Genomic DNA, 21417 nt, shown 5'->3' with positions numbered 1-21417 from the left:
GGTTTCCCTCTACAAACAGCAAGCGATACGTCATAATAAAAGAAAAAGGGAAGGGGTGTTCGCCTAAATGACGGTCACTTTTCATGTCGGACGATCGGGTAGCGGTAAGAGCGAGCGGATGATCAATCAGGTCATTCAAGAGCTGAAGCGCGATCCGAGCGGCCCGACCATCTATATGCTTGTCCCAGACCAAATGTCGTTTGAAATGGAACGGAAGATGGCGATGACAGACGGTTTAAACGGATCGACGCGGATTCAAGTGCTGTCGATGCGTCGTCTCGCATTCTTGATCATGCGCGATCACGGTGTCGCGACCGAGCAGTTTTTAGACCAGACAGGGACCCATCTTTTGTTACGGCGTGTCGTCGAGATGAACGAGGAACGGCTGACGCTGTTCCGACGCACGATGAACCAGTACGGGTTTTACGAAGAGCTGAACGAGTTGATCACGATGTTGAAACGCGGCCTCGTCGAGCCGGAGCAGTTGCTTCGCCTGAGCGAGCAAGACCAACATCGGGCCTTGAAACTGCAAGACCTCTCCATCCTCTATGAAGGCTTTTTGACGATGACGGCCGGCAAAACGCTTCACGCCGAAGACTACTTCAAAGTGATGTTGCAGTTGTTACCGGAAGTCGATTTAACAGGGACTCACTTTTATGTGGACGGGTTCAACGAGTTTTCGGAACAAGAGCTCGCGGTACTCGTCGCTTTAGCCGAGAAGGCGCCGCTGGACGTCTTGTTGACGGTCGACCCGGACTCGCTCTATCGTCCGCACCCGTTGTTCGGACCGACACAGCGGACGCTGATGCGCTTTAAAGAGCTGCTCTCAGAACGTCAACTTTCATCGACGGATGAACTGTATCATGGGGTGCATCGCTTTAAACATCCGAGTCTCGCTTATCTCGAGGCGACGTTCGGGCAAGTGACGGCAACGCCATATACGCGGCCGGATAACCAAGTCGCCTTGAATGCAGCCGTCGACCGGACCGTAGAAGTAGCGGCCGCTGTACGCGAGGTCACACGACTTGTCCGCGAAGACGGCTACCGCTTCCGAGACATCGTGTTCATCTCAAGGTCACTTGAAGAATATGGAGATTTGGCGTCACAAGCGCTTCAAAAAATGAACTTGCCGTTCTTCCTGGATGAACGGCAGCCGATGCTCGATCATCCGGTCGTCGAGTTGTTGAAGGCGACGATCGAAGTCGCGCTCCGCGGCTACCGGGAAGAAGCTATATTCCGCGCGTTGAAGACCGAGTTGATCGTGCTCGACCGAGATCATCGGCGTACGTCTGTCGATCGGCTCGAGGCGTTCGTGATTGAGCGGGGCATCAAACATTATCACTGGCATGACGAGTGGCAATTGAAACGCCGGGCCGAAGATGAGGCCAAGTTGACGGGGGAAGAACTCGATACGGAGACGGCACTCAACGCCTATCGTCAAACCGTCGTCGAAACGTTCGATCCGCTCCTCACCGATTTGAAAGCGGCCAAGACGATGCAGGCCTACACGCACGCCATATACGCTTTTCTAGACCGAATCGACGTCTCGTCATGCCTTGCCCATTGGCGCGAAGAAGCGCTTGAGGCATCACGCCTGATTGAAGCAAGAGAGCATACACAAGTATGGGACGCCGTCCTCCACCTTCTCGAGCAACTCGAGGCGGCTGCGCCGGAAGAGACGCTCTCGACGGAACTGTTCCTGCAAATGATGGACACCGGCCTCGATAGCCTCCGCTATGCACTCGTCCCGCCGTCACTCGATCAATTGACGGTGACCGATTACGTGCGGGGGCGTTTGATTGATAAAAAAATCGTCTTCTTGCTCGGTGCCAACGAAGATCAAATCCCGCTCGTCGCGACGCAATCGAAACTGTTGACGGACCACGATATGGACTTCATGCATGAGAACGGTGTCCGGGCGGGGAAAGCGACCGAGCACTTGTTTGACGATGAGACGTACTACTTGTATAAAGCGTTGACGGCGCCAAGCGACCGGTTGTACGTCAGTTACGCACTCGTCGACCGGAGCGGGAAAGCGATTCAACCGGCGAGTTTCATCGCCGACGTCAAGGCACGGCTCGGTAACGGCAAGGCCATCAAGACCCACTTCGCAGAAGCGGGAGAGCATCGCCCGACAGATCAGCTCGCCTTCATCACGAACGTGAACCAGACAGCGGCCGTGACGGCGCTCGAGTTGCAACGGCTCAGCCGTCACTACCCGATTCAAGAGACGTGGTTCACGGTGTACAACGAACTGTTGAAGCACCCGGAAGGACGCGAACGAATCCGACTGTTGACGAGCGCGCTGTTTTATCAAAACGTTCCCGAATCCTTGCCGGAGTCGGTCGCGAAGTCACTTTACACGAACTCGATTCGGGCGAGTGTGTCCCGCCTCGAGACGTTCCAAGCCTGCCCGTTTCGTCATTTTGCGAACTACGGCTTGCGTCTGAAAGAACGACGGCTCTATCGGCTCGAGGCACCGGACATCGGTAACTTGTACCACCGGACGATCGAGCATATGTCTCAAACCGTCAAGATGGACGGGAAAGAATGGCGTGACGTGTCGCCCGACCAATGTGCGACACTCGCGGAGTCGGCTGTCGAACTCGTCACACCGGAGATTCAAAATGCGATTTTGATGAGTTCGAACCGCTACGGTTACTTGAAGAAAAAGCTGACGGACGTCGTCAGTAAGACGGCCGAAGTATTGATCGAGCAGTCGAAACGTGACGGGTTCGATCCCGTCGCGTTCGAACTAGCGTTCGGGAGTGGCATCTTCCCGCCGGTGTCGTTCACGCTCAGCAACGGGGCGACGTGTGAACTTGTCGGCCGGATCGACCGGGTCGATACGGCACAGATCCATGATCAGCTGTACGTCCGCATCGTCGATTACAAGTCGAGCAAACGGGAGATCGACTTCGCTGAGATTTATTATGGTTTGGCGATGCAGATGCTCATCTATTTGAAAGTGTTGATCGAGCAGGCAGATGCTTGGGCGAAAGGTTCCGTGGCACCTGCAGCCGCGCTTTATTTCCACGTCCACCGACCGCTCGTCACGCCGGCCGAGACAGATGCCGAAACCGAGCGGAAAGTGCTCGAGTCGTATCAGATGCAAGGGTTGCTCGTCGACGATCCAGCCATCCTAGAGGTGATGGACAAGACGGCGAGAGGGGATCAGAAAAAGTCGATCGTCATTCCGGTCAAATATAAGAAAGACGGGACGCTCGATGCGAACACGACGAAAAAAGTCGTCTCACCTCCTCAGCTCGAGCAGTTGATGGACCATGCGCTCGACCTTGCCGAGACGAGTGTGGAGGCGATGTATGATGGGGAAATCGGTGTCGAGCCTTATGAATATAAAGAGCGGCGTCCGTGCCAGACGTGTCCGTATCAAAGTGTCTGTCATTTTGACGAGGCGCTCGCCAACGAGCCCCGTCAGCTGAAAAAGTTAGATAAAGAAGAAGTTTTGTTTAAATTAGGAGGTGACGCCGATGAAGTGGACGAGTGATCAACAAGCAGCCATCGACGCACGGGGGTCTCATGTACTCGTCTCGGCGGCAGCCGGTTCAGGGAAGACGGCCGTGCTCGTCGAACGGCTCGCGAGCCGTTTGCTCGATGAAGCGGACGAGTTGACGGCGGACCGTATGCTCGTCGTGACGTTCACGAACGCCGCAGCGGCCGAGATGAAACGACGGATCGCCAAAGCGCTCGATCAGGCGCTGCGGGAACATCCGGAAAACGACTATATACGAAAACAACGGCAAATGCTGAACCGGGCGCTCATCACGACGATTCATTCATTCTGCTTAGAAGTCATTCGTGAGAATTACTATTTGCTCGACCTCGATCCAGCCTTCAAGATTGCCGAGGAGCGAGACTTGGTGCTCTTGCAAGACGATGTGCTCGAAGACGTGCTCGAAGAACAGTACGGTCAAGAAGATAGCTCGTTTTTCGCACTCGTCGATGCCTATACGTCGGACCGTGGTGACAGTGAAATCGAAGAGCTGATCCTAGGTTTGTATCAATACGCGCGAACCCTTCCGGATCCGGAATCGTATTTAGATGAGCTGGTCTCCCTTTATCAGTTTGAAGGCGACCCTGACGAGGAACGGCTGCTCGTCGAATTCGGGCAGTTGCTCTGGGTCGATATTGAAAAGGCACTTCGGCAACTCCGGCGTGTAGCGATCGAACTCCGGCTTGCCGGTTACGAGGCGCAATCGGAAAATGTATCCAAAGCGATTTTCCCGTTCCAAAACATCGACGAAGACACGCTCAAATGGAGCGAACTCGAGACGGCGTCCCGAGCGGTCAAATTCGGGACGATGAAATCGGTCCAGAAAAAAGACGAGCATCACATCTATCACACGGTGTTGAAGCCGGCCTATGACCAAGCGAAAAAACGGCTTGTCGATGCGGTCGGTCAAGCGAGTGTCAGCGGAGCTGATCATTTAGACGTCTTGCTGTCGCAGCGTCCGCTCGTCGAGACGCTCGTACGTACCGTCCGGACGTTCGGGGCCGCTTACGAGCAAGCCAAGCGGGACCGCGCTTTCGTCGACTTCAGCGATCTCGAGCATTACGCGCTCGCCATACTACGGGACGGGGATGCCCCGTCCTCGGTCGCATCGCTCTACAAACAGCGATTCGCCGAAGTATTGGTCGATGAGTATCAGGATACGAACGAGATCCAAGAGACGATCATCGGACTCGTCAGCAATGAGAGTGAACAGCTCGGCAACTTGTTCATGGTCGGGGACATCAAGCAATCGATCTACCGGTTCCGGCACGCCGAGCCGAGGTTGTTCATCGAGAAAGCGACGCGGTTCAAACAAGCCGGTTCGGGGCAACGGATCGACTTGTCTCAAAACTTTAGAAGTCGCTCCGAAGTGCTGCACGGAATCAATGACCTATTCATTCAGTTGATGGACGAAGAAGTGAGTGAGATCGAGTATGACGAGGCGGCACGTCTCGTACCGGGTCGGGCGTATGAAGAACTCGAGGCAAGTCCTGAACTCTTGATCGTCAACGGAGAAAGCCGGGACTTATCGAAACAGGAGCTTGAAGGCCGTGCCATCGCCACACGTATATTAGAGCTCGTCTCTGGTGATGAGCCGTTCAAAGTGACGGACGAGGCGACCGGATTGCTTCGTTCCTGTGAGTACCGTGACATCGTCATCTTGGTCCGTTCGAAAAAAGAGCGGGTCGAGCAGTTGATGGACATTTTGACACAGTATAATATCCCGGCTTATACCGATTCGGACGGTGGCTACTTCCAAGCGACGGAAATTCGAATGATGTTGTCGCTCTTGAAGTTGATCGACAACCCGCTCCAAGACATCCCGCTCGCCGGGGCGCTCCGGTCACCGATGTTTGGTTTCACCGATCAAGAGCTGGCTAAGATTCGCTTAGAGTCGGAAGCGTCGTTTTTCGATGCACTCAAGGCGAAAGCAGACGATGACGACGAGCTTGGATTGAAATGTGGGGACGTGCTCGATCAGTTGTCGGAATGGCGTACGTTCGCCCGCAACCACAGCTTGTCGGAGTTGATTCAGCAAGTGTTCAACGACACCGGGTTTTACGATTTTGCCGGCGGACTGCCGGGCGGGAAAGGGCGTCAAGAGAACTTGAAGGCGCTCTATGACCGGGCCCTCTCCTATGAACGGAGCGGCTACCGTGGGTTGTATCGCTTCTTGCGGGTCATGGACCGGCTTCAAGATAACGGTGAAGATTTATCGGAAGCACGTTCACTCGGAGAAGAAGAGAACGTCGTCCGCATCATGACGGTCCATAAATCGAAGGGGCTCGAGTTTCCGGTAACGATCGTCGCCCAACTCGGCAAACAGTTTAATAAACGTGATCAAATGCAACGTATCATCTTCCATAAACGATACGGCATCTCCCTCGACGCAATCGATGTCGTCACACGGACGAGAACCGAGACGTTCGTGAAAGAGATGATCCGTCGCGATCTCGATGCGACGATGAAAGCCGAAGAGATGCGCGTCTTGTACGTCGCGCTGACCCGGGCAAAAGAAAAATTGATCTTAGTCGGTACGGTCGCAGAACCGGCTAAACAGATCAACCAATGGCTGCAGGTCGAAGCGACGGGTGAGACGTTGTCCGCTGACGCACGACGCGAGGCGAAGACGTATCTGGACTGGGTCGCGCCGGCGCTCCTCAAACTAGAAGGCGCGGTACCGTTCATCGAGGAGATGGGCTTACCGATCTTTTCGCCGATACGGGAAGCGACGAACTGGACGTATCGCATCATCGGACAAGACGATTTGGCGGAAGTGGCCACACTCCAAGCGATGATGGCCCAGCTTCATCATGTGCAACAGTTCGAGGCGATTGATTTTCCAGTCAAAGACGAAGAAGCGACGATTCAAGTCGTCAATCGAGCCTTTTCGTACAGCTATCCGGCCCAAGCCGCGACCGAGACGGCAGCGAAACAGACGGTGACGGAATTGAAACGAGCGATGCAACTCGAGCAAGCGGCGTTCGAAGACACGTTCCGCCCGAGCGATACCCCGTATCGGGAGCCGAAATGGAAGCAGACGAAGCAGACAGGTGCCGAGCGCGGGACGACGCTACATCTCATCTTCCAATTATTTGAGCCGACTGAACCGCTCGACATACAAATCGACCGGTGGGAAAATAATGGGATGCTCGGTCCGATCGAGGCGGAGACGGCACGGCTAGCGCTGCCTGAAATCGAGTCGTTCTTCAACTCGGAGATCGGTCGGGCGCTGTCTGAAGCGCTACAAGCCGGGCGAGGATGGCGCGAGCTGCCGTTCACGTATACGGTGCCTGCGGAGCGAGTGAATCCGTCGGCGACGTTCACGGACGAGCACGTGTTGATTCAAGGGATCATCGATTGCCTGTTCTTCGATGGTGAGACGTATGTCCTGCTCGACTATAAATCGGACTCGGTCTTGTTCACGAGTGCATCGCGAGAAGAGGCAAGACAGTTGCTTCGTGACCGCTACGCTGTTCAGCTGTCGCTCTATCGCGAAGCGATCGAGTCGATTTGGAATATCCAAGTCGGGACGACGGTCATTTATTCTTTGGAATTGCAGGAAACTGTTGTACTATAATGTAGACGATATGATTGTAAAGGTGTACGGTTATAAACCGTGCATCTTTTATTTTTGTGATTACAAAATAGATTAGGTAAAATAGTGAAATGAGATAATAATGGAGGAAACGTCATGGTGAAAATTCTACTAGCAGAAGATGAAGAAGTATTGCGCATGCTCGTATTAGATACGTTAGAAGACGAAGGATATGACATTGATGAAGCGCCAGACGGTCTTGAAGCCTATCGGCTGATCGAACAGAACGAGTACGATCTCGTGATTGTCGACCATATGATGCCAGGAATGACAGGTCTTGAAGTCATTGAGAAAGTGAGGAAGTTGCCGGGACGTCAACATACGAAAGTGATGATGTTGACGGCGAAGAGCCAACAATCTGACCGTGATTGCGCGAATGAGATTGGGGTCGATTATTTCATTTCGAAGCCGTTTAGTCCGCTTGAACTTGTGAAGATCATAGGAGGCATCGTGAAGTGAATAAATGGTTTAAACAAAAACTAGGACGTGACATCATGACCGTCCTATATTCGTTCCTCGCGCTCGCGCTCGTCGGATCGATGATCATGTACGTGCAGATGGAAACACGGGTCAGAGAGAATGAAGCCCGTCTCCAACAAGTCGATGAACGAATCAACCGATTGAATACGCTTTGGGACGAATGGCAGAGCGCGCAGTATGACTCACGGGGCTACTTGCTGTTCGGTGATGCGGAGGCGCTCGAGCGGGCCCAAAGTAAAGAAAATGAGTTCCAACAAGAAATCAACTGGTTCAAGGGTGCTGTCGAATCAAAACAAGGTGAGATCTTCGCAGCCGACCTACAAACCTTTCACGATTTTTACTTCGATGTGATCATGCCGGTCACGGCGGAATATGGTCAACTACGAGCGTCCGGGGAAATCACCGAGAATACGATTGACCCTGAAACCATATTGGCGTTGCCGACGGCCGAACGGTTGATTGAACAAGGTACCGTGCCGTACAATCCGGAACGCGGCATCGATACACTCGGTCCGATCCAACAGATCGAATCGTCACTCATGGACTACAAGGCGTTGATGAACAGTGAGAAAAACAGAGTGTACGCCGACTGGAAAGTGAACAATGATGTCTTACAGTTCTTATGGATTGCGAGCATCTTCTCGTTCGCGGCGTTGATTTTACTATTCGTCCAACCGTTCTTGCGTCGTCAGTCCCGTCTGATTTCTCGCTTGTCGGTCGCATCTGACCGCTTACTGAAAGGTGAGATCGTCGACTTGAGCGATCAAATGGAGCGCGAAGACGAGATCGGGACGATGTCCCGTTCGTTCAATAAGATGGCGGAGACGCTCCGTGAAAATGAACGTCACTTGATTGAGAAGAACCATGAGTTGCAGGCACAACAAGAAGAATTGATCGCCCAGCAAGAAGAGCTGCAAGCGCAGCAACAAGAGCTTGAAGAGATCTTGGAGCAGACACAACAGAACGAACAGCACTTGGCGTACCGAAACGAATTGACCGAGACGCTCGCGGCTCGCGATTCGTTGACGGCTTACCCGGAGATCATCGAGAAACTTGTCGCCATTACCGATTCAGAAGTCGGGGCGCTCGTCTTCCTCGATGCGACAGGCTCGTTCTCTATCACGAGCCACGGGCTGAACGAGACGTTGTCGCGTAAATTGCTCGATAGCGAGAACTCCGTGTTGACGCGGGCGATGACGTTGCGGACGACGGTCCATTCGTCGAAACAAGTCGCAAGCGACCATCCGCTACCGTATCCGTACTACATGTATGAGACGGCCGTACCGGTCCACGACCCGACCGATGATTCAATCATCGCCTTCATCTATCTCGTCCGTTACAAAGACCGCTTCACGCAGACGCAAATGGGCGATATCATGTCGTTCGCACGTCAGCTGTCATTGTCGTTACTTCGGATGCGTCTGTTTGAAGAGATGACCCGTGAAAAAGGCAAGACCGAACGGATCCTCGATTCAATCCGAGAAGCTGTCATTTACGTCGAACATTCGACCGATGATGTGTTCGTCAACCGACCGCTTTACGAGATGTTCCCAGAGCTCGATGCGATCACATCGAGTCAGCTCGCGGAATTGTCTTGGAACGAGTGGCGGGAGACGATCGCGACGACGGTCGACCAAGACGATGACTTCATGACATATACAGACCGTCTGTTCACAGACGACTTCCCGCACGACAGTGTCAGTTTCTCGATCCGTAAAGGGGAGATGAACTTACAGATGTATGCCGAGCGGATTGTCGTCGGCGGTTTGTCGAAAGGGACGCTGCTCGTCTTCCGTGATATTACGAGTGAGACCGAGGCCGAGCGCTTGAAGAGCGAGTTCATCTCGACGATCTCGCATGAGTTGCGGACACCGTTGTCTTCGATTTATGGGTTCACCGAGCTCATGGTCAAGAAACAGTTGCCGAACGAGAAACAGGCGAAATATTTGCAGACAATCCACGCTGAGACGGAGCGGTTGACGCATCTCGTCAACGACTTCCTCGACGTACAGCGCATGGAATCAGGTAGCCAAATGTATGACCGGGAACAGCTCGATATCGAGCCGATCATCCATGACATGATGACGTTCTACGAAGCGTCGTCATTGAAACACAAGTTCGAGCTTGTCACGGTCGACGACCGACCGTACGAACTGTTCGCAGACTGTCAGAAGTTCAAACAGCTGATGAGCAACTTGCTCTCGAACGCCGTGAAGTACTCACCGCGTGGCGGGAAGATCACGGTCGAGCTCGCCCATCACGACCAATCGATTTCGATTAAAGTGAAGGATCAAGGGATCGGCATTCCGAGCGACGCCCTCGATCGTCTGTTCGATAAGTTCTATCGGGTCGACAACTCAGATAGTCGTGAAATCGGCGGCACGGGACTGGGTCTCCCGATCTGCCAAGAGATCGTGCGCGGTCACGCCGGTCAAATCCATGTCGAGTCCGTCCAACATAAAGGCTCGACGTTCACCGTTGTGATTCCGAGCTTCGAACACGCTATTCGGGAAGAAGAACAAACGACGGCTTGATCAAAACAAGAGGAGGAGACGTGCCGTTCAATCGTGACCGGCACGTCTCTTTTTATCGTTTGTTTACCGCTTGACCGGAAAGTGGCTTGTTCGTGTACAATAGTAGTTGTACATAATCAAAAGGGGGATTTTTGAATGCCATTGACAGCATTTCTACACACGCACGTGACGAGTTGGATTTTATTACTCGTCTTGTTCGCTGTCGCCTACATCGGCTACAAGAACGGAAACAAGAGCGGCAAGATCGCGCATATGGCGTTTCGGCTCATGTTGCTCATCGCGTTCGGCACAGGACTTTATTTGTACTTGCAACTGAACGGAGGCGGCATGTTCTACCACGTGAAAATCACGGTCGGATTGCTCGCACTCATCTTCGGTGAGATGACGCTCATTCGTTTGAAAAAAAGAAAACCGTCGGGCGCTATGTTTGGCGGCTTCGTGGCACTGTCACTCGTGACGATCTTTATCGGTTACGCGTTACCGTACGGTCAGTCGTTCTTCAGCAACTTTATTTGAGTCACATCCCACTTCACACATCGAAGTGGGAATTTTTTGTTTGTCCGCAAATTATTAGGGGAAAATAAAAAAATCAGTGATAACGATGATGAGGTGAAACAATGGATCAACAAACGAATGAATGGTCGCGTGTATTACATGCGCGTAGATGGATGAAGCAAACCGAATCGTTCTTGCCGTTATGGCACGGCTATATCGGCTACAAATACGGATTGTTCGACGCGCTTCAAGGCGGGGCGAGCTTCGCTGAAATGACGCTGCGCTTGAAGCAACCGCTCACGAAACTCGCACTCGAGCGTTGGCTAGAAGTCGGGGTCGCCGTGCGCCATTTGAAGAAGAAAGGGTGGCGCTATTTTCCGACGCGTAGCTTGAAGTATCAGCTCTCGCTCAAAGACGAGCGCAGCATCGGATTCATGCTTCAAGAGATGATGGAACTTCATATCCCGGCACTCATCGCCTACCCAGACTTTTTAGAGTCCGGCAAACAGAAGACGTTCGACGGTGCGACACACGGGAAAGTCGTCGCTCAAACGTCGACGCTCGTCGAAACGGTCGCTTTCCCGGTCGTCCAACAGCTGCTCCGCCAAGCGGACGTCAAGACGATGCTTGATATCGGATGCGGACACGGGGGCTATTTGCGAAAACTCCACGGTCTTGAGCCGGATTGGAAGTTGACCGGAATCGACCTCGAACAAAAAGTGATCGAAGAGGCACGTGAGCAAGATGAGACGGGGGAGATTCGTTACGAAGTGGCCGATTTCATGGAATGGGATCACGACGAGCGGTTCGATGTCGTCATGATGAACAATATGCTTTACTATTTCTCGCCCGAGCAGCGGATTGGACTGCTAGAACGGATGCTCAGTAATCTCGATACGGCAGGTGTCGCCGTCCTCGTCACGCCGCTCGCGGAGTCACCGCTCGGCGCCCGCTTCGCTTCGGCGTTCAACGCGTTCATGACGCTTCACGATAACCTTCATCCGCTCCCGACGACTCGTCAGTTGCGCCGGCAATTGGAACAGGTCGGCTTCGAGAAAGTACGTTTCATCCCGTTTATTCCGGAAGGATCTTGGTATATCGTCATCGCCGAACGTGGAGATTGAAACGTCTAGCGCACAGCGAACCGATTCAGATTTGAACTTGTGTCCAGTCATTTCTATAATAGAATAGAAGCATAAGAGACTTTTCACATAGGGAGTTGTTCAACGTGTCGGAAAAAAGAGTCGCAGTGATTGGTGCTGGGCCAGGTGGGCTTGCTGCCGCAATGATCTTGTCGAGCCGTGGTGTGGATGTAACCGTATTTGAGAAACAACCGTTTGTCGGTGGACGGACGTCACGTCTGCAAGTCGGGGAGTTCGCGTTCGATCGTGGCCCGACTTTTTTGAATATGCCGTATATTCTTGAAGAAATGTTCGAAGAGACGGGGCGGGATTTGGCTGATTATGTCGATATGAAGCGATTAGAACCGATGTACGATCTTTATTTTGATCGCGGACAAAGCGTGCTATCGATGACGACCGACCGCGACCAGATGCGCCAATCGATTGAAGAGATGTTCCCCGGCAACGGTGAAGGGTATGACCGGTTCATGGCAGACCAGGCGGTCAAACTATCGAAGCTCATGCCGGTGCTCCAGACCGCCCATGATAAGCTGACGGATTACGTGTCGACACGCGTCTTGAAGGCGCTGCCGTTCCTCTCGATCGGAAAATCGCTATACGACGTGCTGTCTGAGTACTTTACAAGTGAAGAACTTAAATACTCGTTCACGTTCCAAGCGAAGTACCTCGGGATGTCGGCTTGGGACTGTCCGGGCGGGTTCTCGATCTTGTCGTATATGGAACACGCGTACGGCGTCCATCACCCGATCGGCGGAGTGAACCAACTTTGTTCGGCGATGGCCCGTGTCATCGAGGAAGAAGGCGGGACGATCCGGTTAGGTGAAGCGGTCGACCGTCTATTGCTCGACGGGAAACGTGTCAACGGACTCGTGGCGGACAACGTCCATTACGCGTTTGACGAAGTCATCGTCGGGGCGGATTTTGCCCATGCGATGACGACGCTCGTACCGAGCGATACGCTTACGCGCTGGAGTCCGAAACAGTTGAAGAAGAAGCGCTATTCTTGCTCGACGTTCATGCTCTACCTCGGACTCGATCGCGTCTATGATGAGGTCGGTCACCATTCGATTCACTTTGCGGATGATTATGAGCGCAACGTCAAAGAGATGACGCAAGACTTGAAGCTGAGCGAGGACTTCTCGTTTTACGTCCAAAACGCGTCACGTATCGACCCGACGCTCGCGCCAGCCGGCAAGTCGTCGCTCTACGTACTCGTACCGGTGCCGAATAATTTGTCAAACCTCCCATGGGAGACGCTTCAGGCGAAGATGACGGAGAGTGTGTTGGACGCACTCGAGACACGTTCGCCTTATCGGAACGTCCGCGATCATATCGAAGTGATGCAGGCGCTCACCCCGAACGATTGGGAAGCGTTTGGAGTCTATGAAGGGGCAACGTTCAACCTGGGACATAACTTGTCGCAAATGATGTACTTCCGTCCACACAATCAGTTCGAAGAGCTCGACCATGTCTGGCTCGTCGGTGGAGGGACGCATCCAGGCAGCGGACTGCCGACGATTTTTGAATCGGCACGAATCACGGCCAACTTGCTTCGGGACCGGGCGGGTGTCGGACGATGAACATCAGTTTCGTTGGTGCCGGTATCGGGTCGCTTTACGCCGCCTTGCTATGGACTCATAAGCATCCATCGACCCAAGTGACGATTTATGAGAAAGAGGACCGGGTCGGTGGGCGCCTCAATTATGTCGAGTTTGAGAACGGTGCTCGCATCGACGAAGGACCGACAATCGTCTTGCTGCCGAGCAAGCTGAAGAGCCAACTGCAAGAAGCAGGGTTTCCCGAACAGGAACTCGAACTGCTCGAAGTCGATCCGCTCTATCGCCTCCGTTACGAAGATGGGACGACGTTTCATAAATATCACGACATCGATCGTCAAGCCGAAGAGATTGAACGATTTTTCGGCGAAGGCGAATCGTTCCGTCGCTACATGGGGCAAAAGCGCGAGGAATACAAAATCGGTTTTGACACGTTTTTAAACCGAGGCTATAAAGGTAAGACCGACTTGTTCGAGCCGAGACTGCTCATGTTGCTCATGCGCCTGAAAGCGTATGAATCGGCTCATGAGAACATGAAGCGGTTCTTTAAAGATGAGCGGCTCCGGGTCGCCTATAGTCTGCAGACGCTCTACATCGGCGGCAATCCTTATGAGACGCCGTCCCTGTACGGCTTGATTCCATATCGCGAGCAAGAAGAGGGAATCTGGTACGTACGAGGAGGATATTTCTCGCTTGCGACGAAGTTAGAACAAGAACTGAAGAAGCGGGGCGTCACGTTCAAGCTGAACACGCCCGTAGACCGCGTCCGCGTCCAAGACGGCCGTGCCAACGCCGTCGTCGTCGATGGCGTCCCTCATCCGTATGATGCGGTCATCGTCAATGGAGACTTCCCGCTCATGGAACGTCTGATCGATGGAATCAAGCCGAAAGCGTACGAACCGTCGAGCGGCACACTGCTCCTCTATTTCACGGTGGACGGCGAGATCGAACTCCCAGTCCATCAGTTCGATTTGCCAAACGACTTTGCCGGGTCGATGCGTACGATCTTTGAAGATGGTAAACTGAGCAAGTATCCGGCGATGTATACGTTCAATCCGTCGCTCATCGATTCGACGCTCGCACCAGTCGGGACGAGTGTGCTTTATGTCCTTGTGCCGGTACCGCGCAAGTTAGAGCGACAAGATTTTGAACAGAGCGGGGCGATTGAACATCTCGTGTCCCGGATCGAAGGGATGGTCCCTAAATTTAGAGACCGTGTCATCGAGATGAAAGTCCGGACACCGATGGACGCGGAACGGTTCGGGTTGTTCGAAGGCGGGAGCTTTGGGATCGCCCCGAAACTTTCGCAGTCGGCCGCATTCAAGCCGCAAGCCCGTCCATACGCTCAAATCGAGCGGCTCTATGCCGTCGGTGCCTCCGTGCATCCATGCGGTGGTGTCCCGATCGTGATGATCGGCTCACAGTTGTTAGTGAAAAGAATGGAAGAAGAAATGGGGGCATTGTACCATGACGAGGCAAGAAGCGTATCGTCAATGTGAAGAAGTGATGAAGAAAGGCTCGCTCACGTTTTATCGAGCCTTCTCCCTGCTGTCAAAACCGGACCGCCAGGCTGTCGCCGCGGTCTATACGTTTTGCCGGACGTTAGACGATGCTGTCGACGAGTCAGCGTATCCTGAGGAAAGTTTGACCGCATTTCTGGCGGAGTTCGACCGCTTTTTAGCCGGCAACGACCCAGACGGCGCTCTTTGGATTGCTTTACGCGACGTTTGGCAGCGCTATGACATGGACGTCGAACCGTTCTTTGAGTTAGCGGAAGGCATGAAGTGGGATTTACATAAGACACGTTACACGACACTTGAAGAGACGGAACAGTACGGTTATTATGCGGCCAGCACCGTCGGTTTGATGTTGTTACCAATCCTTGTCCCGGACGCGAATATGGAAGCGCGGCACCAACTGAAGCAAGGCGCGATCGACCTCGGTATCGCCATGCAGTTGACGAACATCCTTCGCGACGTCGGTGAGGACTTGGACCGGGACCGGATTTATGTACCGCGCACGCTCTTAGCGCAACACGAGATGTCAGAGACCGATCTGTTCGAACGAAAAGTGACGCCTCAGTTCGTTGAAGTGTGGGAGACGCTGGCCACCCGAGCGGAGACGCTATACCGCAGTGCCCGTGAGACGCATCACTTGTATCCGGCGACGAGCCGAAAGCCGGTCCAAGCAGCGGCGCTCCTCTATGAAGGCATATTAGACGCGGCCCGAAGTAACGACCATGATGTCTTTACGAAGCGCGCTTACGTATCGACACTTCAAAAAGGAAAGCTGTTAGCGAGACTTTGAAAGAGACCCGATTGCGAGAGCAATCGGGTCTTTTGCTGAACATACTCGAGCCTGTAGACACCGTCTGCAGGCTTTTAGGATACAAAAAAACCACTTTTGGCGGGGGACCAAAAGTGGCGTAAGCGTTATGTGATCCGTTCATCGGGGAAACGAACGAATCGGACGTGATGAACCCTAAAGATGTGCCTCGTTTCATGGGGAATGAAACGATGGGGCATCTTCGCTGAAGTAGGATGCTTGATGGACTAAGGGGGAACATCAGATGCATGCTATTCCAGCAACGGGAAACGAGTGGGGAAACTCGCTCATCACTTTTTTCTCGGGTGTGACAAGTTCAAAACGCGATTGGCTCGGGGAAGCCATTCGATCGCTACAGGTGTAACAAACGTTACAATACTGCTTGAACTCGATATGATGTTATCACGTCTGTGACTTGTCGACAAGTGTCGAATCCTCTGTTCACAAAATGTTCAAATTGTCAGAGGTATGTCCTCCAACATCGAACGAGCAGCGAACTGTCCTGAAAGCGTCACCATTGGGCTGCCGCCTCCAGGGTGGGTCGATCCACCCGCAAACCAGATGTTCGAGACGTCTTCCGAGCGCGAGGCCGGACGGAAAAACGCACCTTTTTTCGAGTTTGCTGACGTTCCGTACAACGAGCCGTAATACGCATAAAAATCACGCGTCAAGTCAAGCGGGGTCACGCGGCGGTGGAACATGACGTCAGCGTCGTCCCAATCGACGCCGAATGTGCGCAGCCGTCGACGGATCAAATGTTCATACGTCTCGGCATCGATGTCGGTCAAGTGGGCCGGAGCGTTGACGAGGATGAACAGATTGTCCCCGGCCTCACCCATGGACGGGTCGGTGTAGGCCGAGTTCGAGATGTAGATCGTCGGTTCGTCGGCGTAGCGTTCTTCGTCGAACAAGGCACGGAACTCAGCCTCGTAATCGTCCGAGAAGTAGACGTTATGATGGGCGAGATTTAGACGTTTGTTCAGTCCGACCATCATGACGAAAGCAGAGACGGATGGCTCGACCGTATCCCGGGTCGGTACCGGGAACGATGGACGATGGACCGCATCGACGAGCCGAGGATATTGGGTCAACAGCTCCCCGTTCAAAAGGACGGCATCGCAAGACATGACTTCTTCATGGTCGATGACGACAGCATGCGCCTTACCGTTCATGACTTCAATCTTTGTGACTTCATGGCCGAGTCGGAACTCGACACCGAGCTCGCTCGCGCGTTTGGCGAAACCTTTGGCAATCGTCCAGTTCCCACCTTTGGCAAAATAGACGCCATCGTTCAGCTCGAGATGTGAGATCAAGGCGAACGTGCCGGGTGTGACGTAAGGGCTGCTGCCGATATACGTCGCGTAACGGTCGAGTGCTTGGATGATGCGCGGGTCTTTAAAATATTTTTTATGGAGCGCGTGCAAACTCTTAAGCGGATGGACCTTCATCATATCGGCCCAAAGACCGGTGTCGATTTTTGTGTCCATTCGAGTGAAGAAACGATTGTTGGCAATCTCAAATAGCTTTTCAGCCTCGTCCAAGTACGCCGCCAATTGATTTTTGTCGGCTTTGTCACCGGTCAAGCGCCGGACTTCAGCTTCCATCTGTTCCCGTTCGGAGTGGAACGTGAACGTCGACCCGTCGGAGAAGTGATTGACCGTATGCGAGTCGAGTTTGACGAGTTCGAAATAATCCTCTGGGTTGGCCCCGCTGTTCCGGATGACGGAACGGAACACGTCCGGCATCGTGATCGTGTTTGGCCCGAAGTCGAAGCGGTGACCGTCCGTGATGATCGGCATGAGCTTACCACCGACGTGTTCATTTTTTTCGATGACGGTCACATCGTACCCGCGAGCCGCTAGTGTGACGGCGGCGCTCAGACCTCCGAGACCGGCCCCGATAATAGCGATTTGTTTCATTGCAATGCGCCTCCTAACAATTTTCTAATGATACATCCGGCCTTTCCAAGTGATCGGTTTTCGTCTCCATTTTCGGACGACCGCGTTCGTGAGTAGGACGAGGTAGGCAACCAGACTGAACGGATGGAGCCAAAAATGGCGCCCGCCCGACTTCAAGTCGATGGCTAGCCGTGCGAACAAGACGAACAGGCTCGCTCCGAGCGATATCCAGTCTGGTCGGATGAGCAGGAAGATGAACGCCGATAACTGGACGCCGTAGTAAAGGGAAAAATAAAGGGCGATGCCCACTGCTTCATTCATTCCCTTGAATACGTTTTTTGAAAACCCGTTCCAGACTTCCTCGTTTGTCGCATACATATCGCACGTGATATAAGGCGAGACGTTGACGAGCGACGTCACTTTTTTACGGCGCTTAAATTCGCGGCATAAATCGATATCATCAATCAGGGAGTCGTGGATCGAGGCGTGACCGCCGACCTCCTCGTAACTAGTCCGTTCGACCAAGACGTTCATCCCGTTCGCGGCGGCGAAGGCGGGATGTCTCACTTTTCGCCAAAACAGCGGCAAGTGTTGGGCGATCAAGACGTGTTGCATCGGAATGAGCAGTTTACCGAGCCACGTCGGCGTCGGGAAACGGGGGAAGCCGGATAAAAAGACGGCGCCTTCCCGGACGAGCGTTCCGTGCATACGGCCGACGAAGCTCGGGTCGATGGTCACATCGGCGTCGAGAAACAATAAGTAAGGTTCACGTGTCTGTATCGCCAATTGATGACAGGCGTGTACTTTTCCGGACCAACCGTCGGTGAGCGGCACACCGCGCAAAATCGTGAACCGGTCGTCCGAGGCGATTTCCCGCACGAGCGCGTCGTATGTCCCGTCCTCAGAGCGATCCTCATATAAGTAGACGTGACAGCCGGCGGTGAGGGCCGGCTTTAAACTGTTGATCAATTTCGGGACGTTCCGCTCTTCGTTGCGGAGCGGAATGCAAAGCGCGGTCGGCGGCACCGGGATTGGGGCCGTGAGCGGACGAAGAAATGCCAAGTTGACCAGCGTGAAGAGAAACATGAGTCCAGTGAGCACGAATAGGATCATCGTTGCTTCCTCCCGATGTTGAGCAAGTGCTCCGTCCAGTCGGCGAGCCCGCGTCGTGGCGGGAACAACGACATGTACCGGTCCGACTGGGCGATCACATCGTAGCGCGTGTCATCATAGAGCCGTTCGAGCGCCGCGGCGAGCTCTTGCTTTTGCTCCCGGCGTGTCGTCGAGACAACGGTATGGGTCCGGAACCGGACGTAGACGACCGGAGACGCATGCGACGCGAACGCGTAGTAGATGGCACAAAGCCGGACCTCAGGTTTTGCGAGTAGCATCGTCGCACCCGTCCCGATCTCAAGCGGCCGGTGCTCTTGCGGGTATTCGCGGCCTTGCGGGAACACCCACACCGATTTCCCGACGGACAAAAGCTGATTGGCATAGTTGAGAGAAGCGCGAATGTCGGATAGCTTGCCTTTTTTGATTGAAAAGGCGCCTAAGTGACGGAAGAACGGAAAGCGTCGCAATCCGTCCTCATCCATCAGGACGTGAACGTCGTGCCGTAAATAATACTCGTTCAACATGAGCAAGATGAGTCCGTCCCACCACGAGCTGTGCGTGCTTAAAAAGAGGCCCGGCGTCGGAACGTCATCAGCCCGAACGTTGATCGTGTGAAAGAACGGTCGGATCTGGTGTTCTTTGACGAACGTTGAAAAGATGTTACTGAACCATTTCTTTTTGTTCGCTTCGATCATGACGCAACCTCCGTTCCAAATAGATGACGCTTGCCGTTACAATACTTAGCACACCGATCCCATAAAGACCGGCGTTGACCGCGGTGACGCCGAACAAGGCGTGAAGCATGACGAACAAGTAGCGTCCGTGCATAAGTAAAGTCAGCTCTGCTTCGACTTCGAAGCGGTCGAGTAACCATGAGAAGATGAGCGACAGTCCGAACCATCCGACGAAGTTTTGCGTCGGGATGTCATAATAGAGACCATCATTTGCCCATTCCCAGTAGCCTTTCACGTTGGCTGCGACCGGATCGATCGCCATGTCTAACCAGACCGCCAAAAACGGGACGAGCCAGAGCGTCCGTCGCTTGAACGCGAACAGGCGGGCGACAGCGAAACTTGCGCCGATGACGGCGAGCCAGGCCGCGCCAATCGTGACGGGTACGCCGAACACGGTCGGACCGAACGCTTCGGCATAAATGTACTCGCTGAACGGGAACCCGGTTTTGACACCGAGCGTCTCGACAGCGATCGAGCCGAAAAAGATGAACGGCACGATGAAACGGGCGTGACGGACCCCGTCGGCAATGACCCACCCTCCGATGAGGCCGGCGAGCCATAAGAAGACCGGGTTCGCCCATTCGAGCCAACTCGGCAGTAAATCAAAGCCGACGAGAACAACGCCGACGACGTACCAGACTAAAAATAATTTCCAAATCCATGGATACACTTTCATCAAATCACCTCACCTTCTATTCTAAAGAGGTTTTCGACATCCGTCTAATGAATGCATGCACAAAAAAAGAGCCCCTGCTAGAGGGACTCATCAATTCGCCATGCGCTTCCGTTTTTTCACAAATGAGAAAGCGATGAACAAGATGTAGAACGGGATGGCGATGAACCAAAATGTCGGCCATTCTTTCCACCGGGCGAACGTCATATACGTCAAATAGACGAGACTGAACGTGATGATGAACGAGTGACGCGGCAACGGCACGTCTTTAAAACTCGGAATACGAACCCGGCTCACCATGAGCAAGGCGAGACCGGTAAAGAAGATCGGGGTGAGCAGTTCGTTGACGCGGTCGCCAAACGTCGTCACGACGGCGAGCAATCCACCGGCTGCCGTGATCGGGACACCTGAGAAATAGCTGGCCGTGACGTTCGTCGCCGACAAGTTGAACCGGGCTAGGCGATAGGCGCCGAAGAGCGGGAATAGGGCGGCGAAGAAGAGCCCGTAGTTTCCGTAATCGATAAAGAACGTATAGTAAGCGAGCAGCGCCGGGGCGACGCCGAACGTGACGACGTCAGCGAGCGAATCAAGCTCTTTTCCGAAGTCACCGTCTACCCCGAGCATACGGGCGAGACGGCCGTCGAGGCTGTCGAGCATCATCGCGATGATGATCAGGAGTGTCGCATTCGAGAAATCGCCACGCGCGGCGTAGACGATGGCGAGGACGCCACAAAATAAGTTACCGAATGTAAATGAGTTAGGAACCCACGATCGGATTCGTTCTTTCCACATAGTATTGCCTCCATCTTTGTCATTGTGTGAACCAGCGGCCGTCCGTGAAGTGGATCAAGTCGTCCGGTGTTAATTCGATTTGATAGCCACGTTTTCCGGCCGAGATGATGATCTTGTCTTTTTGTTTCGCGCTGTCATGCAAGAAGACAGGGAAGCGCTTTTTCGCTCCGATCGGTGAGACGCCGCCGCGGATATAGCCGGTCAGCGCTTCAAGCTCTTTCATCGGGACGGGCGCCGCTTTCTTCGCGCCCCACGCTTTAGCGGCCGCCTTTAAATCAATATCTAAATCTCCTGAGATGAGGAAGAAGGCGTACTTCCGTTGCTCGTTCTCGAGGCAAATCGTCTTATACAGTTGGTCGAGCGGCTTATCGAGTGATGCGGCGACATGTTTTGCGGAGACATCGGACTCATCCACTACATAAGAAAGATAAGTGAACGGGATGTTCCGTTGTTTTAATTGTCTTGCGGCATTCGTCAGTTGCACCAGTCCCACCCTTTCGTTGAACGACTCCCCTAAGAATAGCAAATAGTGGTAGCGTCGGGCAATCGAACTTGAAAAGTTT

Annotated in this window: 15 protein-coding genes; 9 read left to right on the top strand and 6 right to left on the bottom strand. The window is 53.5% G+C overall.

The features are described 5' to 3' along the window. Positions 1-67: 67 nt before the first annotated feature. The 9 genes from addB to BJU60_RS05525 all read left to right on the top strand — a co-directional run bounded on the left by addB (position 68) and on the right by BJU60_RS05525 (position 15626). Entirely contained in the window at positions 68-3508 is a 3441-nt protein-coding gene (gene addB / locus BJU60_RS05565) for a helicase-exonuclease AddAB subunit AddB (RefSeq protein WP_070327847.1), read from the top strand. Then, positions 3492-7094 (top strand): helicase-exonuclease AddAB subunit AddA, encoded by a 3603-nt coding sequence (addA, locus tag BJU60_RS05560; RefSeq protein ID WP_070327846.1) that lies wholly within the window; start codon positions 3492-3494, stop codon positions 7092-7094. The genes addB and addA overlap by 17 nt, the downstream gene beginning before the upstream one ends. 114 nt (positions 7095-7208) lie before the next feature. Continuing rightward, entirely contained in the window at positions 7209-7571 is a 363-nt protein-coding gene (locus tag BJU60_RS05555; protein WP_070327845.1) for a response regulator, read from the top strand. Continuing rightward, on the top strand, positions 7568-10126 hold the full coding sequence (locus tag BJU60_RS05550; RefSeq protein ID WP_083273999.1) for a sensor histidine kinase: 2559 nt from the start codon (positions 7568-7570) through the stop codon (positions 10124-10126). The genes BJU60_RS05555 and BJU60_RS05550 overlap by 4 nt, the downstream gene beginning before the upstream one ends. 135 nt (positions 10127-10261) lie before the next feature. Next, positions 10262-10642 (top strand): YisL family protein, encoded by a 381-nt coding sequence (locus BJU60_RS05545; protein ID WP_070327844.1) that lies wholly within the window; start codon positions 10262-10264, stop codon positions 10640-10642. Between the two features lie 101 nt (positions 10643-10743). Then, entirely contained in the window at positions 10744-11745 is a 1002-nt protein-coding gene (locus tag BJU60_RS05540) for a class I SAM-dependent methyltransferase (protein WP_070327843.1), read from the top strand. A 104-nt stretch (positions 11746-11849) separates the two neighbouring features. Then, entirely contained in the window at positions 11850-13343 is a 1494-nt protein-coding gene (locus tag BJU60_RS05535) for a phytoene desaturase family protein (RefSeq protein ID WP_070327842.1), read from the top strand. Further along, entirely contained in the window at positions 13340-14818 is a 1479-nt protein-coding gene (locus BJU60_RS05530) for a phytoene desaturase family protein (protein ID WP_070327841.1), read from the top strand. The genes BJU60_RS05535 and BJU60_RS05530 overlap by 4 nt, the downstream gene beginning before the upstream one ends. Continuing rightward, on the top strand, positions 14787-15626 hold the full coding sequence (locus tag BJU60_RS05525) for a phytoene/squalene synthase family protein (protein ID WP_070327840.1): 840 nt from the start codon (positions 14787-14789) through the stop codon (positions 15624-15626). Before BJU60_RS05530 ends, BJU60_RS05525 begins: the two co-directional genes overlap by 32 nt. Before the next feature lie 470 nt (positions 15627-16096). On the opposite strand, the gene BJU60_RS05520 is transcribed toward BJU60_RS05525, so the two are convergent. The 6 genes from BJU60_RS05520 to ybaK all read right to left on the bottom strand — a co-directional run bounded on the left by BJU60_RS05520 (position 16097) and on the right by ybaK (position 21338). Continuing rightward, positions 16097-17563, bottom strand: a complete 1467-nt coding sequence (locus BJU60_RS05520) for a phytoene desaturase family protein (RefSeq protein WP_070327839.1) — start codon at positions 17561-17563, stop codon at positions 16097-16099. Positions 17564-17587: 24 nt separating this feature from the next. Further along, the gene (locus BJU60_RS05515; protein WP_070327838.1) at positions 17588-18655 is read right to left on the bottom strand and encodes a glycosyltransferase; all 1068 of its coding nucleotides are present in this window, start codon (positions 18653-18655) and stop codon (positions 17588-17590) included. Then, a complete protein-coding gene (locus BJU60_RS05510) occupies positions 18652-19350 on the bottom strand; it encodes a lysophospholipid acyltransferase family protein (RefSeq protein WP_070327837.1) in 699 nt (232 codons plus the stop codon). The genes BJU60_RS05515 and BJU60_RS05510 overlap by 4 nt, the downstream gene beginning before the upstream one ends. Continuing rightward, on the bottom strand, positions 19316-20065 hold the full coding sequence (locus BJU60_RS05505) for a carotenoid biosynthesis protein (protein ID WP_070327836.1): 750 nt from the start codon (positions 20063-20065) through the stop codon (positions 19316-19318). The genes BJU60_RS05510 and BJU60_RS05505 overlap by 35 nt, the downstream gene beginning before the upstream one ends. A 90-nt stretch (positions 20066-20155) precedes the next feature. Next, the gene (gene pssA / locus BJU60_RS05500) at positions 20156-20854 is read right to left on the bottom strand and encodes a CDP-diacylglycerol--serine O-phosphatidyltransferase (RefSeq protein WP_016508135.1); all 699 of its coding nucleotides are present in this window, start codon (positions 20852-20854) and stop codon (positions 20156-20158) included. A gap of 19 nt (positions 20855-20873) precedes the next feature. Next, the gene (ybaK, locus tag BJU60_RS05495; protein ID WP_083273998.1) at positions 20874-21338 is read right to left on the bottom strand and encodes a Cys-tRNA(Pro) deacylase; all 465 of its coding nucleotides are present in this window, start codon (positions 21336-21338) and stop codon (positions 20874-20876) included. Between the last annotated feature and the right edge of the window lie 79 nt (positions 21339-21417).

This window comes from Exiguobacterium aurantiacum (assembly GCF_001766415.1).
Classification (GTDB): Bacteria; Bacillota; Bacilli; order Exiguobacteriales; family Exiguobacteriaceae; genus Exiguobacterium; species Exiguobacterium aurantiacum_A.
The sequence above is the reverse complement of the archived record's forward strand: the minus strand, read 5'-3'. Positions and strand labels throughout refer to the sequence as shown.

Excerpts from the sequence above, each read along its gene's own strand:
- addB (WP_070327847.1), top strand. The coding sequence starts at position 68 with ATGACGGTCACTTTTCATGTCGGACGATCGGGTAGCGGTAAGAGCGAG.
- addA (WP_070327846.1), top strand. The coding sequence starts at position 3,492 with ATGAAGTGGACGAGTGATCAACAAGCAGCCATCGACGCACGGGGGTCT.
- BJU60_RS05555 (WP_070327845.1), top strand. The coding sequence starts at position 7,209 with ATGGTGAAAATTCTACTAGCAGAAGATGAAGAAGTATTGCGCATGCTC.
- BJU60_RS05545 (WP_070327844.1), top strand. The coding sequence starts at position 10,262 with ATGCCATTGACAGCATTTCTACACACGCACGTGACGAGTTGGATTTTA.
- BJU60_RS05540 (WP_070327843.1), top strand. The coding sequence starts at position 10,744 with ATGGATCAACAAACGAATGAATGGTCGCGTGTATTACATGCGCGTAGA.
- BJU60_RS05530 (WP_070327841.1), top strand. The coding sequence starts at position 13,340 with ATGAACATCAGTTTCGTTGGTGCCGGTATCGGGTCGCTTTACGCCGCC.
- BJU60_RS05525 (WP_070327840.1), top strand. The coding sequence starts at position 14,787 with ATGACGAGGCAAGAAGCGTATCGTCAATGTGAAGAAGTGATGAAGAAA.
- BJU60_RS05520 (WP_070327839.1), bottom strand. The coding sequence starts at position 17,563 with ATGAAACAAATCGCTATTATCGGGGCCGGTCTCGGAGGTCTGAGCGCC.
- BJU60_RS05515 (WP_070327838.1), bottom strand. The coding sequence starts at position 18,655 with ATGATCCTATTCGTGCTCACTGGACTCATGTTTCTCTTCACGCTGGTC.
- BJU60_RS05510 (WP_070327837.1), bottom strand. The coding sequence starts at position 19,350 with ATGATCGAAGCGAACAAAAAGAAATGGTTCAGTAACATCTTTTCAACG.
- BJU60_RS05505 (WP_070327836.1), bottom strand. The coding sequence starts at position 20,065 with ATGAAAGTGTATCCATGGATTTGGAAATTATTTTTAGTCTGGTACGTC.
- pssA (WP_016508135.1), bottom strand. The coding sequence starts at position 20,854 with ATGTGGAAAGAACGAATCCGATCGTGGGTTCCTAACTCATTTACATTC.